General features: G+C 74.2%; 13 protein-coding genes. 8 read left to right on the top strand and 5 right to left on the bottom strand.

Annotated elements, in window-relative coordinates; translation table 11 throughout:
• The first annotated feature begins 39 nt into the window (after positions 1-39).
• Positions 40-363, top strand: coding sequence for a hypothetical protein (locus GA0070603_RS02240; RefSeq protein WP_091306310.1), 324 nt, complete (start codon positions 40-42; stop codon positions 361-363).
• Positions 364-547: 184 nt separating this feature from the next.
• Positions 548-1,657 (top strand): carboxylate-amine ligase, encoded by a 1,110-nt coding sequence (locus GA0070603_RS02235; RefSeq protein ID WP_091306308.1) that lies wholly within the window; start codon positions 548-550, stop codon positions 1,655-1,657.
• Between the two features lie 11 nt (positions 1,658-1,668).
• Here the strand turns inward: GA0070603_RS02235 and GA0070603_RS02230 are convergent, their stop codons facing one another.
• Positions 1,669-1,944, bottom strand: coding sequence for a YegP family protein (locus tag GA0070603_RS02230; RefSeq protein ID WP_091306305.1), 276 nt, complete (start codon positions 1,942-1,944; stop codon positions 1,669-1,671).
• 45 nt (positions 1,945-1,989) lie between these two features.
• A complete protein-coding gene (locus GA0070603_RS02225; protein ID WP_091306302.1) occupies positions 1,990-3,774 on the bottom strand; it encodes an N-acetylglutaminylglutamine amidotransferase in 1,785 nt (594 codons plus the stop codon).
• 263 nt (positions 3,775-4,037) lie between these two features.
• Here GA0070603_RS02225 and GA0070603_RS02220 point away from each other — a divergent pair, with 263 nt between their 5' ends.
• Positions 4,038-7,517: a glycosyl hydrolase gene (locus GA0070603_RS02220; RefSeq protein WP_244282356.1), complete on the top strand. Its 3,480-nt coding sequence runs from the start codon at positions 4,038-4,040 to the stop codon at positions 7,515-7,517.
• Between the two features lie 43 nt (positions 7,518-7,560).
• Here the strand turns inward: GA0070603_RS02220 and GA0070603_RS02215 are convergent, their stop codons facing one another.
• Together GA0070603_RS02215 and GA0070603_RS02210 are read right to left on the bottom strand one after the other, a co-directional pair.
• Positions 7,561-7,941, bottom strand: coding sequence for a VOC family protein (locus GA0070603_RS02215; protein WP_091306300.1), 381 nt, complete (start codon positions 7,939-7,941; stop codon positions 7,561-7,563).
• A 37-nt stretch (positions 7,942-7,978) separates the two neighbouring features.
• On the bottom strand, positions 7,979-8,605 hold the full coding sequence (locus GA0070603_RS02210; protein WP_091306297.1) for an SGNH/GDSL hydrolase family protein: 627 nt from the start codon (positions 8,603-8,605) through the stop codon (positions 7,979-7,981).
• Between the two features lie 285 nt (positions 8,606-8,890).
• Between GA0070603_RS02210 and GA0070603_RS02205 the strand changes: the two genes are divergently transcribed.
• Genes GA0070603_RS02205 through GA0070603_RS02185 form a run of 5 tightly spaced genes read left to right on the top strand, consistent with a single transcriptional unit; the run spans position 8,891 to position 12,706 of the window.
• Entirely contained in the window at positions 8,891-10,054 is a 1,164-nt protein-coding gene (locus GA0070603_RS02205) for a sensor histidine kinase (protein WP_139131787.1), read from the top strand.
• On the top strand, positions 10,054-10,503 hold the full coding sequence (locus GA0070603_RS02200; protein WP_091306291.1) for a roadblock/LC7 domain-containing protein: 450 nt from the start codon (positions 10,054-10,056) through the stop codon (positions 10,501-10,503). The genes GA0070603_RS02205 and GA0070603_RS02200 overlap by 1 nt, the downstream gene beginning before the upstream one ends.
• Before the next feature lie 20 nt (positions 10,504-10,523).
• Positions 10,524-10,865 carry a DUF742 domain-containing protein gene (locus GA0070603_RS02195; RefSeq protein ID WP_091306288.1) on the top strand — a complete coding sequence of 114 codons (342 nt, stop codon included), beginning with the start codon at positions 10,524-10,526 and terminating at the stop codon, positions 10,863-10,865.
• Positions 10,843-11,448 carry a GTP-binding protein gene (locus GA0070603_RS02190; RefSeq protein WP_208862782.1) on the top strand — a complete coding sequence of 202 codons (606 nt, stop codon included), beginning with the start codon at positions 10,843-10,845 and terminating at the stop codon, positions 11,446-11,448. Before GA0070603_RS02195 ends, GA0070603_RS02190 begins: the two co-directional genes overlap by 23 nt.
• 19 nt (positions 11,449-11,467) lie before the next feature.
• Complete coding sequence (locus GA0070603_RS02185; RefSeq protein WP_091306286.1) at positions 11,468-12,706, top strand: styrene monooxygenase/indole monooxygenase family protein; 1,239 nt, start codon at positions 11,468-11,470, stop codon at positions 12,704-12,706.
• Between the two features lie 86 nt (positions 12,707-12,792).
• Here GA0070603_RS02185 and GA0070603_RS02180 read toward each other — a convergent pair whose 3' ends face one another.
• Entirely contained in the window at positions 12,793-13,659 is an 867-nt protein-coding gene (locus tag GA0070603_RS02180; protein WP_091306283.1) for an SDR family NAD(P)-dependent oxidoreductase, read from the bottom strand.
• Between the last annotated feature and the right edge of the window lie 85 nt (positions 13,660-13,744).

The raw sequence follows: 13,744 nt of genomic DNA, 5'->3' as shown, positions 1-13,744 counted from the left end.
GGAAACAGAGGGGCGGCTCGAATGAGGGGGGACCTTTCCATGTCCGAAGCCAGCACAGACCGCGCCGACCGTCCGGCCGAGGTGACCGACCCGCTGCTGTGGGGCCTGTCCACCGCGGTGGCCGACGCACACCAGCCCGACGAGGACCGGGTCTGCACCAGCCCGAGCTGCGTCGGCGCGGCCTGGCCCTGCGCCGCCTGGAACAACGCCCAGGAGGGGCTGCGCGCCGCCCGGGCTCCGCGTCCCGCGCCGCCGGCCGCCGCCACGACCGGGGAGCCGGACCACGGCGACCCGCTGACCGGCTGGTCCACCGACCTGGTGCCGGCCGCCCGGTCGGAGGCACTCGCCGTCAGCGCCGCCTGACCGCGCCACCCGACCGGGGACTGCCCGGGAAACATCCACCGGCACGTTGGGATGCGCCGTACCGTCGAGGTGAGGCGGCCGGCGCGCCCGGCGGTGCGTCCGTCGCCGACCTGCCCGCGCGGCATGCCGGCACGCGTCCGACCGCCGCCGCGCCGTGCGCCCGCCGCACCCCGGAGGTGAGCCCGTGGCGCCCGTCCCGGCGGTCCGCACGCTCGGCGTCGAGGAGGAGTACCTGCTCCTGGATCCGGTGACCGGGCAGAGCCTGCCCGTGGCCGACCGGGTGCTCGCCGCGCTCGCCGGCCCGAGCCGGGAGCAGAGCCGGCAGGAGTTCCGGCACAGCATGGTCGAGATGGTGACGCCCATCTGCACCGAGCTGGCCGAGCTGCGGGAGCACCTGGTGACGCTCCGCCGGGCGGCGGCCGAGGCGGCCGAGGCGGCGGGAGCGCGGCTGGTGGCGGTGGCGGCGACGCCGGTGTGCGAGCCGCACCGGTCGGTGCCGGACAAGGACCGCTACCGGGCCATGTCGCACCGGTTCGGGCCGGTGGCGCACGACCCCGCGGTCTGCGGCTGTCACGTCCACGTCGGGGTGCCCGACCGCGAACTCGCCGTGCAGGTCTGCAACCACCTGCGGGCCTGGCTGCCGGTGGTGCAGGCGCTCACCACCAACTCGCCGCTGCACGACGGGCGGGACACCGGTCACGCGAGCTGGCGCGCGATCCAGTTCGACCGCTGGCCCAGCGTCGGGCCGACCCCGCACTTCGACTCCGCGGCCGACTACGACCGCACGGTCCGGGATCTCGTCGACGCCGGCATCATGCTGGACGCCCAGATGGTCTACTGGTACGCCCGCCCGTCCGTCGCCTACCCGACGGTGGAGATCCGGGTGGGCGACGTCTGCCCGACCGTCGACGACACGGTGCTGGTGGCCGCCCTGCTGCGGGCCCTGGTCGCCACGACGGCGGAGGACGTGCGCGCCGGCCGGGCCGCGCCGCGGATCCGGGACTGCCTGGTAGCCGCCGCGCACTGGCGCGCCGCGCACGACGGCGTGGACGGGGACCTGGTCGACCTGCGCGCGGGCGGGTCCCGGCCGGCCTGGGAACTGATCGACGACATGGTCGCCGCCGTGACACCCGCGCTGAAAAGCTACGGGGACCTGGACGTGGTGCACCACCAGCTCGACCGGCTGCGCCGCGACGGCAGCGGGGCGACCCGGCAGCGGCGGATCCTGGCGGACACCGGCGGGGACGTCGGGGCGGTCCTGGACGAGCTCGCCGCCCGCACCCTCGACGCCTGAGCGGCCGGCGGTCAGACGGGCGGGATGCCGGACCGCCCGATCCGGGCCAGGTCGGGTTCGCCGTCGACCGTCCGGCTGGGCGGCGCGGCGGTCGGCCCGGCCGGCTCGGTCGACTCGGTCCGGTCCTCGATGGCGGCGCCGCCGACCTCGCGCATCAGGTCCGCCACGACGGCGAGGGCGGTGGCCTTGTCGGCGTACTCCCGGCCGGTGGCGATGACCTGGCCGTCGTCGCCCACCAGCGTGAACCGGTAGCCGCCGGTGTCGACGGCGGCGATGAGGAACTTCACCCCCGCCCCTTACCCGGGCGGCGGGCGGCGACACCCCGGCCCGCCTCAGTCGATGCCGTGCGCCTGCAACCACAGCTCCAGCAGCCCGAGCTGCCAGAGCTTGTTGCTGCCGGCGGCGGCCCGCGCGCGGTCGGGCTCGGCGAGCAGTTCCGCCACGTACTCCGGCCGGAACAGCCCCCGCCGCCGGGCGGCCGGCGCGGCGAGGGCCTCGGCGACCAGGTCGCGGACCGGGCCGTCGACGTTGCGCAGCGCCGGGACCGGAAAGTAGCCCTTGGGCCGGTCGATCACCTCGGCCGGCAGCACCGACCGGGCGACCTCCTTGAGCACGCCCTTGCCGCCCTGGGCGGTCTTGTGCTCCGGCGGGCAGGCGGCGGCGAGGGTGACGAGGTCCTGGTCCAGGAAGGGCGTACGCACCTCCAGCCCCCAGGCCATGCTCATGCTGTCGACGCGTTTGACCGGGTCGTCGGGCAGCATCAGGTGGGTGTCCAGGCGCAGCACGGCGTCCAGCGCCGTCTCGGCGCCGGGTGCGGCCAGGTGTGCCGCCAGCACCTCCCGGCTGGCGTCCCGCGGGCAGGCGTGGGCCGGGCCGACCACCCGGGCCAGTTCGTCGTGCGTACGGTCGAAGAAGGCCTCGGCGAAGGCGTCGGCCACCGCGTCCCGGGCCACGTCCACCAGCGGCTGGTGGTAGCCGTAGCCGGCGAAGACCTCGTCCGCGCCCTGGCCGGACTGGGCCACCTTGACGTGCCGGGCGACCTGCTCGGAGAGCAGGTGGAACGCGACCACGTCGTGGCTGCCCATCGGCTCGGTCATGGCCGTCACGGCGCGGCGGACGGCGGGGACGAGGTCCTCGTCGCCGAGCCGGATCCGCTGGTGGTCGGTGTCGAAGGCGGCCGCCACGAGATCCGAGTAGTGGAACTCGTCGCCGGCCTCGCCGTCGCGGCCGCTGAAGCCGATGCTGAAGGTCTGGAGGTGGTGCTGGCCGGCCTCGGCGAGCAGCGCCACGATCATGCTGGAGTCGAGGCCACCCGAGAGCAGCACCCCGACGGGCACGTCGGCCACCAGCCGCCGCCGCACGGCCGTCCGCAGCGCGTCCCCGACAGCCGCCGTCCAGTCCTCGGCGGTCAGACCGGCGTGCGCGGGGTCGCGGACGTAGTCGGGCTGCCAGTAGACACGCTCGCGGGACCGGCCGTCGGCCTCGACGATCCGCAGGGTGGCCGGCGGCAGCTTGCGCACCCCGCGCAGGACGGTGCGCGGCGCCGGCACGATCGAGTGCCAGGACAGGTAGTGGTGCAGGGCCACCGGGTCGATGTCGGTGTCCACCTCGCCGGCCCGCAGCAGCGCGGGCAGCGTGGAGGCGAACCGCAGCCGGGCGGGCGACTCGGCCAGGTAGAGGGGCTTGATGCCGAGCCGGTCGCGGGCCAGCACGAGGCGGTCGCGCCGGTGGTCGACCAGGGCCACCGCGAACATCCCGACGAGGTGCTCGACGAAGCGTTCGCCCCACTGGGCGTACGCCACGAGGATCACCTCGGTGTCCCCGGTGGAGCGGAAGGTGTGACCGGCCGAGATCAGCTCCTCGCGCAGCTCCGGGTAGTTGTAGACGCAGCCGTTGAAGACGAGCGTCAGCCCCAGGTCCTCGCGGGTCATCGGCTGCGCCGCCGCGTCCGACAGGTCGATCACGGTCAGCCGGCGGTGCCCCAGCGTCACCCAGCCCGCGGGGCGCAGCCCCTCGCCGTCCGGGCCGCGGGAGCGCATGGCCCCGGTCATCCGCTCGACGGCGGCGGTGTCCGGCCGCGACCCGTCGAAGCGGGCCTCCCCACTGATGCCGCACATGGTCGGCGGCCACCCCCGTCGCTCGGTACCGGTCGGCGGGCCGCGACTACCCGCGGCGGCGTACGGGAAACCTGATCGTCCTGGTCACGCGGCTTCCGAGTGGTTCGCCGGCATGGACCCGACGGTTTCGGAGAGCGCTCTCTTTCGTCACGAAACATTGACGAGCGCGTAACCGGAACCTAACCTCGCTCCTCAAGAGAGCGCTCTCACGACCGGCCGGACCACACCCGCACCTCCACTCCCCCATGGTGAAGGGAACCCCCATGACACTCCCCCTCCGGGACCTCTCGCCCGGTGATCCTCCACTGGCGACCCCCACCTGGCGCACCGGCGGCCGGCGTGCGCTCGCCCTCGCCGCCGCGTCCGTCCTCGCGGCCGGCGTGCTCGGCGTCGTGGTGGCCGGCGGCGGCACCGCCACCGCCGGCACGGTCGGCGCGGGCAGCTACACCGAGACGCTGCCGCCCGGCGCCGTCCTGCCCAGGGGCTGCGGCGACATCAGCACCAACCCCCGACTGTTCACGACCGCCGACGCCCCTAAGGGTGCGATCCCGACCAACGACTGGTGGTCGTCGCTGATCTGGAAGCGCAACAACTGCGCCACCAGCGAGAACATGCAGGCCCACCCGTTGGCCTACCACGCGGAGAACAACGGGCTCGGGCTGTCGTACACGACCACGCCGGCGATCAGCGGCACCGCCACCGGGGTCGGCGAGTACCACTTCCCGTACACCGAGGACGTCCGGGTCGGGGTGGCCGGGCTCGCCGCGCCGGTCGTCAAGGCCGCCGGCTGGACGGACTGGACGGTCACCGCCGACTGGAGCGACGGCACGCGGACCATGCGTGCCACGATCGGGCACGGCCTGCCGTTCAGCTACTACACCGTCAGCGGCGGCGCAGCCCAGCTCACCGCCGCGGCCACGCCCACGGTGTGGACCAACTCCGGCTCGACCATCGGCTTCACGGTCCGCGGCCACGACTACGTGGCGTACGCGCCAACCGGCGCGACCTGGAGCGTCAGCGGCGCCGGCATCAGCTCCGCCCTGGCCGGCAAGGGCTACTTCTCGGTGGCCGTGCTGCCCGGCGGAGGCGACCGGGCCGCCCTCGCCACCGAGTACGGCCGCTACGCCCACGCGCACGTCACCGGCACGAAGATGACCTACGCGTACGACCCGGCGACGGCCACCGTGCGCACCACGTACGCCGTCACCACCACCCCGCGCGAGGGCACCGAGACCCGGTCGGTGGTGGCGCTCTACCCGCACCAGTGGCGCAGCCTGACCGGCGCCACCCCGATCACCCCGACGTACGTCTCGGCGCGCGGCGCCATGCGGGTCCTCACCGGCGTCTCCTCGTTCACCACCAGCATGAGATACACCGGCGTGCTGCCGGAGGTGCCGGCCGTCGGGGACTCGTCCGGCGCCGACCTCACCACGGTCACCAACTACCTCAACGCCGAACTCGCCAACCCGGAGGGGATCAGCGGCAAGGACACCTACTGGGCCGGCAAGGGTCTCGGGCGGGCCGCCCGGATCGCGGAGATCGCCGACCAGCTCGGTCTCACCACGGTCCGCGACGCGGCGGTCGCCGCAATGAGGGCCCGGCTCACCAACTGGCTCACCGCGAGCGCCGGCGAGACCGGCCAGCTCTTCCACTACGACCGGAACTGGGGCACGCTGATCGGCTACCCCGCCTCGTACGGCTCCGACGAGGACCTCAACGACCACCACTTCCACTACGGCTACTTCGTGGCCGCCGCCGCCACCGTCGCCAAGTTCGACCCGGCCTGGGCCGACGACACCCGTTACGGCGGCATGGTGGACCTGCTCATCCGCGACGCGAACAACTACGACCGCGCCGACAGCCGCTTCCCCTACCTGCGCGACTTCGACATCTACGCCGGCCACGACTGGGCCTCCGGCCTCGCCCCCTTCTTCGCCGGCAACAACCAGGAGTCCTCCTCCGAGGGGATGAACTTCGCCAACGCCCTGATCCAGTGGGGACAGGCGACCGGTGACACCGCCGTCCGCGACGCCGGGGTCTTCATCTGGACCACGCAGGCCGCGGCCATCGCCGAGTACTGGTTCGACGTGCGCGACGAGAACTTCCCGGCCGGCTTCGGCCACCGGACCGTCGGCATGGTGTGGGGCGACGGCGGTTCCTACTCCACCTGGTTCTCCGCCGCACCGGAGATGATCCAGGGCATCAACATGCTGCCGATCACCGGCGGCCACTTCTACCTCGGGAACGACCCCGCCTACGTGAAGGCCAACTACAACGAGCTGGTCACCAACAAGGGCGGCCCGCCGACGGTGTGGCAGGACATCCTCTGGGAGTTCCTGGCCCTCGGCGACGGGGACCAGGCGCTGCAGAATTTCCGCGCCAGCAGCACGTTCGCCAGCGAGGAAGGGGAGAGCAAGGCACACACCTTCCACTGGATCCGCAACCTGGCCGCACTGGGCACCGTGGACCCGACGGTCACCGCGAACCACCCCCTCGCCAAGGTCTTCAGGAAGGGCACCGCCCGCACGTACGTGGCGTCGAACATCACCGCCCAGCCGTTGACCGTCACCTTCTCCGACGGCACGACGCTCGCCGTCCCGGCCGGCCGGACCGCCACCTCGGGCGCGCTCACCTGGAGCGGCGGCAACGCCACCGGCGGCGTCGTCGTCCCCACCGGCCCGCCGCCGACGGGTTCACCCACGCCCACGCCGTCGCCGACCAGCCCCAGTCCCTCGCCGACCAGCCCCAGCCCGTCGCCCACCACCCCGCCCCCGTCGTTCTCGCCGACCCAGTACCTACTTCCGGGCGGGGCGCTCGGCGGCACGGCCGGCGCGGCCGGCACGGTGTCGGTGGCCGCCGCGAACGGCAACCACGACGGCGTCCCGACCAACCCGCAGGTGTTCACCGCCACCGGTCTGACCGGGGCGTACAACGGCGGGTCGACCGTGTTCGACCTGGCCGTGGACGCCGGCACCGCGGTCGGCAACGGCGTGCAGGCCCGGGTCTCGTACGACCTGACCGGCGACGGTACCGCCGACCGGGTGGAGACCTACTCCTACTACGCCACCGACCCCGTGACGGGGGTCGAGCACTACCGGCAGACCCAGGGCCTGAAGTCGGCCACCGGGACGCTCGGCAACCTCGCGGGCGGCACCGTGAAGGTCGAGGTCTGGAACGCCATCGGCAGCGGGGCCACCACGCTGGGCGTCGGCAACTCCTCCCAGCTCGTGCTCCCGTACACCGGAACCGCCCCGACCACGCCGCCGCCGGGCGGCTTCGCCGCGGACCTGTACCTGACCGGTCAGACGCTGAGCGGCGCGGCGGGCGCCGCGGCCAGCGTGCCGGTGCCCGCGGCCAACGGCAGCTGGGTCGGCAGCCCGCACAACCCGCTGGTCTTCACGGCCACCGGGGTCACCGCGGCCTACGCCGGCGGGCAGACCCGCTTCGACCTGTTCCTCGACGCCGGCACGACCGTCGGGAACGGCACACAGGCACGGGTCTCCTACGACCTGACCGGCGACGGCACCTTCGACCGGGTGGAGACGTACCAGTACTTCGCCACCGACCCCGTCACCGGGTGGGAGCACTACACCGAGGCCCGCGGGCTCTACTCGGGCGTGGGCACGCTCGGCAACCTGGCGGGCGGCACGGTGAAGGTGGAGGTGTGGAACGCCATCGGCGGCGGCGCCACCACCCTGGGCACCGGCAACCGCTCGAAGCTCACCCTGCCGTACACCGCCTGACGGCTCCGGCGGCGCCCCGGCCCACGGCGGCCGGGGCGCCGCGTCAGTCCCACCGGGTGGCGGTCGCGGCGAACAGCTCGGGGTCGCTGGCCACCGGGATCACGCAGAGCAGGTGACCGCCCGGCGCCCGCAGCACGTGGCAGTCGAGCCACCGGGAGACCGGCGTGGCGCCGAGGCGGACCAGCCGGTCCACCTCGGCGGCCACGTCGTCGGTCTCGATGTCCAGGTGGTGCCGGGGCGCGTCGTCCACCGACTGGACGGCGGTGACCAGCCCGGGCACCACGTCGGCCAGGCCGGTGAACTGCGGCTCGTCCGGGACGGTGCGGGTCCGCGCGCCCAGCGCCGCGGACCAGAACTCGACCGCCGGCGCGGCGGCGTCGCGGGGGGCGTCGAGGATCAGGGCGTACAGCCGGGAACGGTGCATCGGTCGAGCTTAACCACGATCGTCGTCGATGGCGGGCTCAGGCCGACGGGGTCACCGCCCGCAGCCACGCCTGGGCGATCAGCGCGTGGCCGAACGGGGTGGGGTGCACCCCGTCGCGGGTCCACACCCGCCCGTCCACATCGGCGGCCTGGAACAGCTCGTCCACCGCCACCAGCGTCGCGCCGAACTCGGCGGCGAGCTCGCGGACCACCGCGACCTTCGGGTCGAGGTCCTCCCGCCACGCGTGCTGCGCGTCGTCGAGCGGAACCACGAACGGCTCGACGAGCACCAGCCGGGCGTCGAGCGGCCGGGTGGCCTCCAGCACGTGCCGGTAGTCGCGGGCGAAGTCGGCGGCGCTTGTCGGATCGTCGCGGGTGTAACGCCGCCAGGTGTCGTTGATGCCGATGAGCACCGACACCACCTGCGGGGCGAGGGCCAGGCAGTCGGCCGCCCAGCGGTCCCGCAGGTCGCGTACCCGGTCGCCGCTGATCCCCCGGTTCAGGAAGGTGGCCCCGTGGTGGGGGTGGCGGGCGGTGAACCAGGCGGAGGCCATCATGGCGTACCCGGTGCCGAGGTCGTCGGCGCAGGACCGGTCCCGGCCGGCGTCGGTGATGCTGTCGCCGATGAAGAGCACCCGGCCGCCGCGCGGCACCTCCACCGTCATCCGCCCGTCCCCCGCCCGCTCGACGCCTTCTCCATGATCATGCCGCACGCCGCTGCCGCGAATCGCACCGGGCACCCGGCCGACTCACGGCCGACCCGCCGGGAAAAATCCGCCGTCCGGCTGTTGCGTTTCGCGGCCGGGGACCGATGACCCAACTGTGGCAGCGCGGCGACCGGTGTGTGAAAACCTTCCCAAGTTGGTCTGCACCGTTGCAATCGGCGCACACCCGGTGGTTGACTGCTGCACCATGCCAGAGCCGAAGATCACGGACAGGCCGGTTTTTTCGTGAGAAGCACCGACATCAGCCGGCGGAGCACCTGGCGGCAGCGGGCGGCACGCTGGTTGGATCCGACTGTCGCCCGGTGGGACGTCGCTCCACCTGAGACACCGGAAGCACCACCGCCGGAGGAGCGCGGACCCGGCCCGTGGCCCGCGATCTGCGAGCAGTTCGCCCTCCGGATCCTCGCCTCGGCGTACCAGATGGGCGCCCACCTGGAGGCCGTCGAGGCCGACGAGCAGGACCCGGAACGGCTGGAGCGGCTCTACCGCATCGACCACGCGAACACCCGGATCCGGCGGCACGCGGAGAACCTCCAGGTGCTGCTGGGCCGCCGGGTCGAGGACGCCGACCCGCAGACCGTCCCCCTCGTGGACGTGGTCCGGGCCGCCGCCTCGGCGGTCGAGCACTACCCGCGCATCCGGGTCGGACACGTGGTCGAACTGGCAGTGGTCGAGTTCGCCGCCGACGACGTGATCCGGGTGCTCACCGAACTGCTGGACAACGCCACCCGGTTCTCCCCGCCCACCGCCCCGGTGACCGTGTCGGCGTTCGTCACCGAGGACGGCGGCGTCCTGCTGCGGGTCGAGGACGCCGGGGTGGGGCTGCACCCCGACCACCTGACCCAGCTCAACGCCCTGCTCAGCGGCCGGCCCGCCACCCCGGTCGCCCTCGACCCCGCGGCCCACCTCGGGCTCGCCGTGGTCGCCCACCTGGCCGTCGCCCACCGGCTGCGGGTCGCCCTCACCACCCGGCCCGCCGGCGGGACCACCGCGACCGTGGCCGTCCCCGGCGCGCTGCTCTGCGAGATCCCCGCCCCCGGCCCGGCCGCCGCGGCGCCCGCGCCGCCGCCGGCCTGGCCGCCGGCCGGGCACCGAACCGATCCCTGGAGCACGCCGATGGCCACGCCCCACCACGGCGCCGACACCCCGACCGTCCGGCTGGCCACCCTCGACGCGCCGGCCGGCGAGCCGCCGCCCACCGCCGGGCCGCCCACCACCGGGCTGCCCCGGCGGGTGCCCGAGAGCGTCCGCGACCGGGTCCCGGCGCCCCGACCCGCCGCCGACACCGGCACGGGCTCCCCACCCGAGGCGTGGCCCGACGAGACGGCCGCCTTCGCGGCCGGCGTCAGCGACGCCCGCACCCCCACCGACGGAGAAGGACGGCAGTGATGACCCACGCGTACCCGGGAACCGGCGCGGGCAACGGGACGCCCGACTGCGCCTGGCTGATCCGGCAGTTCGTCGAGGACGTGCCCGGGGTCAGCCACGCCATGCTGGTGTCGCTGGATGGCCTGCAACTGGCCGCCTCGCGGGGCGTCGGCCGCGACCTGGGCGACCAGCTCGCCGCGCTGACCGCCGGACTGCTCAGCATGGCCGACCGCAGCGCCGCCCTGCTGGACCTGGGCGCCGCCGAGTACCTGACCGTCCGGCTGCCCCGCGGGCACCTGCTGTTCATGCGGGTGGGCGAGTCCGCGGGCCTCGCGGTGGCCGCCGCGCCCGGCTGCGACCTGCGGGTCGTGTCGTACCGGATGACGCAGTTCGTCGGCGCCGTGTGGCACGCCCTCACCCCGGCCGTCCGGCACGAGTTGCACCGCATGACCGCCACCCAGGCCCGCTGACCGGCCGGAGGACGAGGATCATGCAGCTCAGGTACTGGAAGGTCCGGCCGTACGTGCTGACCGCCGGCCGCACCCGCACCCGGCGGCCGCTGCTCGTGCACACGCTGGTGTCGGTCCCGTACTACGACGCCGTGTTCGCCGCCGGCCTGCTGCCCGAGGCCCGCTCCCTGTACGAGCAGGCCCGCCGGACGGCGCGCTCGGTGGCCGAGCTCTCCGCGGTGTGCGGGATCTCGCTGGGGGTGACCCGGGTCGTCGTCGACGACCTGGCCGCCACCGACCGGCTGCTGGTCCACACCGACCACGACAACGTCGACTTCCGCCTCCTGGAGAGACTGCGCGATGGCCTCCGCAAGCTTGCCTGACAGCCCGCTGCTGACCTCGGCGAAGATCGTCATCGCCGGCGGCTTCGGGGTCGGCAAGACCACCTGCGTCGGCGCCATCTCCGAGATCCCGCCCGTCAACACCGAGGCGTGGATGACGGCGGCCAGCGAGACCGTCGACCGGCTGGACCCCGGCATCGACAAGACGACCACCACCGTGGCCATGGACTTCGGCCGGCTCACCATCGGCCCCGACCTGGTGCTCTACCTGTTCGGCACGCCGGGCCAGCCCCGGTTCTGGCCGATGTGGGACGACCTGTGCCGGGGCGCCGTCGGCGCCCTGGTGCTCGCCGACACCCGCGACCTGGCCGCCTCCTTCCCGGCCGTCAACTACTTCGAGCAGGACAGCGACGTGCCCTTCGTGGTCTGCGTGAACCTCTTCGACGGGGTGCTGCACCACCCGCTCGAGGACGTCCGCGCCGCGCTCGCGCTGCCGGCCCGCGTACCCCTGACCGCCTGCGACGCCCGCGACCCGTCGTCGGTGGCGCGGGCGCTGCTGACGGTCGTGGAACACGCCATGTCCCGCACCCCCCGGCCCACCGCGGGCGCGCTCGCGGCGCGGTAGCTCAACCCCTGGAGGAACCATGCGCAGAATCCTGATCGTCGGGGCCGGACAGTCCGGGCTCCAGCTCGCCCTCAGCCTGCAGTCGGAGGGGTACGACGTCACCGTGATGTCCGCCCGGACGCCCGACGAGATCCGCCGGGGGTGGGTGATGAGCACCCAGGCCATGTTCGGCACCGCGCTCGCCACCGAACGCCGGTACGGGCTGGACCTGTGGAAGGACCGGTCGCCCCGGATCGAAGGGCTGCACGTCTCGCTCTCCGCGCCGCCCGGCGAGCGGGCGCTGCGCATCGCGTGCCCGCTGGACGAGCCGGCGCAGAGCACCGACCAGCGGGTCAAGATGGCCGACTGGCTGGAGCTGTTCGAGGTGCGCGGCGGGACGGTGCTCTACCAGACGGTCACCACCAGCGACCTGGACGGGCTGGCCCGGCTCGGCCGCTACGACCTGACCGTGGTGGCCGCCGGCAAGGGCGACCTGGTCGGCGTCTTCGACCGCGACCCGGCCCGCTCCGTGTACGAGGCGCCGCAGCGCGGGCTGGCCGTGGCGTACGTGCACGGGATGACCCCGGACCCGCTGCTGCCCGTGCCGCACGTCAGCTTCAACGCGGTGCCCGGGCTCGGCGAGCTGTTCGTCATCCCCGCGCTGACCCACTCCGGTCCCTGCGAGATCCTGTTCTGGGAGGCGGTGCCCGGCGGGCCGCTGGACCTGTGGACCGAGCGGCGCGACCCGGCCGAGCACCTGAAGCTCACCCTGGACCTGGCCCGCCGCTACACCCCGTGGATCTACGAGCGGTGCGTCGACGTGGAGCTGACCGACGGGCGGGCCACCCTGGCCGGGCGGTACACCCCGACGGTGCGCCGACCGGTGGCGGAGCTGCCCTCGGGCGGGCTGGTGCTCGGCATGGCCGACGTGGTGGTGGCCAACGACCCGATCACCGGCCAGGGCAGCAACACCGCGGCGAAGTGCGCGTCCGCGTACCTGGGGTCGATCCTGGAGCACGGCGACCGGCCGTTCGACCGGGACTGGATGACGCGGACGTTCGAGCGGTTCTGGGCGGAGACCGGGGAGGCCGTCACCGGCTGGACGAACGCCATGCTGCAACCGCTGCCGCCGCACGTGCAGCAGCTGCTCGGCGCGGCCGCCGGCAACCCGGTGGTGGCCCGTCGGTTCGCCAACGGGTTCAGCGACCCGAACGACTTCCGGGACTGGTTCCTCACCCCGGACGCCGCCGAGCGCTACCTGGCCTCGGTCGCCGGCTGATGCCCCCCGACGGTCGGGAGCCGCCGCCCTCTGGTGGCTCCCGACCCGGCCGCCTCGGCCCCGTGGAGCGGGCGCCGAGGTGCCGGTCAGGCCGTCACATGGGCGCTGTCGCCGGCCGTGGCGGCGAAGGAGGTGCCGCTGACCATCCGGGCGGCGTCCGAGGCGAGGAACACCACGAGCGGCGCGACGTCCTCCGGCCGGACCCACGGCACGCCGAGCGGGGTCTTCGCCCGTAGCGCCTCCACGGCGCTCCGCTCGTCGGCGGCGGGGTCCCCGGACGGCGTCTTCCCGCCCTCGACGATGGCCTGCGCGTAGCGGTCGGGATGCCGGGTCAGGGTGGTGTCGACCAGGCCGGGGATCACCGCGTTCACGGTGATCCCGTGCGCCCCCAGCTCCAGCGCCGCCGACTTGACCAGCCCGATGAGACCCCACTTCGACGCCGAGTAGGCGGCCCCGTTCGTCGTGCCGTGCTGCCCCTGGGTCGAGGAGGTGACCACGATCCGCCCGCCGCCGCGGCGGACCAGCAGTGGGGCGAAGACCCGCAGCACGTTGGCCGTGCCGGTGAGGTTGACGTCGATCTGGTCGTGCCAGTCGGGGTCGACCATCTCCAGCAGGGGCTTGAACGCCTGGATGCCGGCGTTGGCGAAGAGCACGTCGACGCCGCCGTGGTCCCGCTCGACGGCCGCGGCCACCGCACGCACGGCCTCGATGTCCCGCTGGTCGGCCACGTGCGCGGACCACCGTACGCCGACGGCGGTGACCCGCCGGCCGGTCTCGGCCAGGTCGTCCCGGCTGGCCGGCGGGAAGTCGAGGATCGGGCTCACCGGCCCGGCCACGTCCACCCCGGCCACCTCCGCGCCCGCCTCGGCGAGCGCCACGGCGGCGGCCCGGCCGATCCCGCGCGCCGCGCCGGTGACCACCGCGACCCGTCCGGAGAGCGGCGCTGCGGACATCGCACCCACCCCCGTTCCGCCGCCCGGTCCCCTCTCGCACCGTAGACCCGTCCGCCCCTCCCCGCCCGGGGATCGACGCCACCAC

Source organism: Micromonospora chersina, from assembly GCF_900091475.1.
Classification (GTDB): Bacteria; Actinomycetota; Actinomycetes; order Mycobacteriales; family Micromonosporaceae; genus Micromonospora; species Micromonospora chersina.
This window is presented reverse-complemented; position numbering and strand designations above follow the sequence as displayed.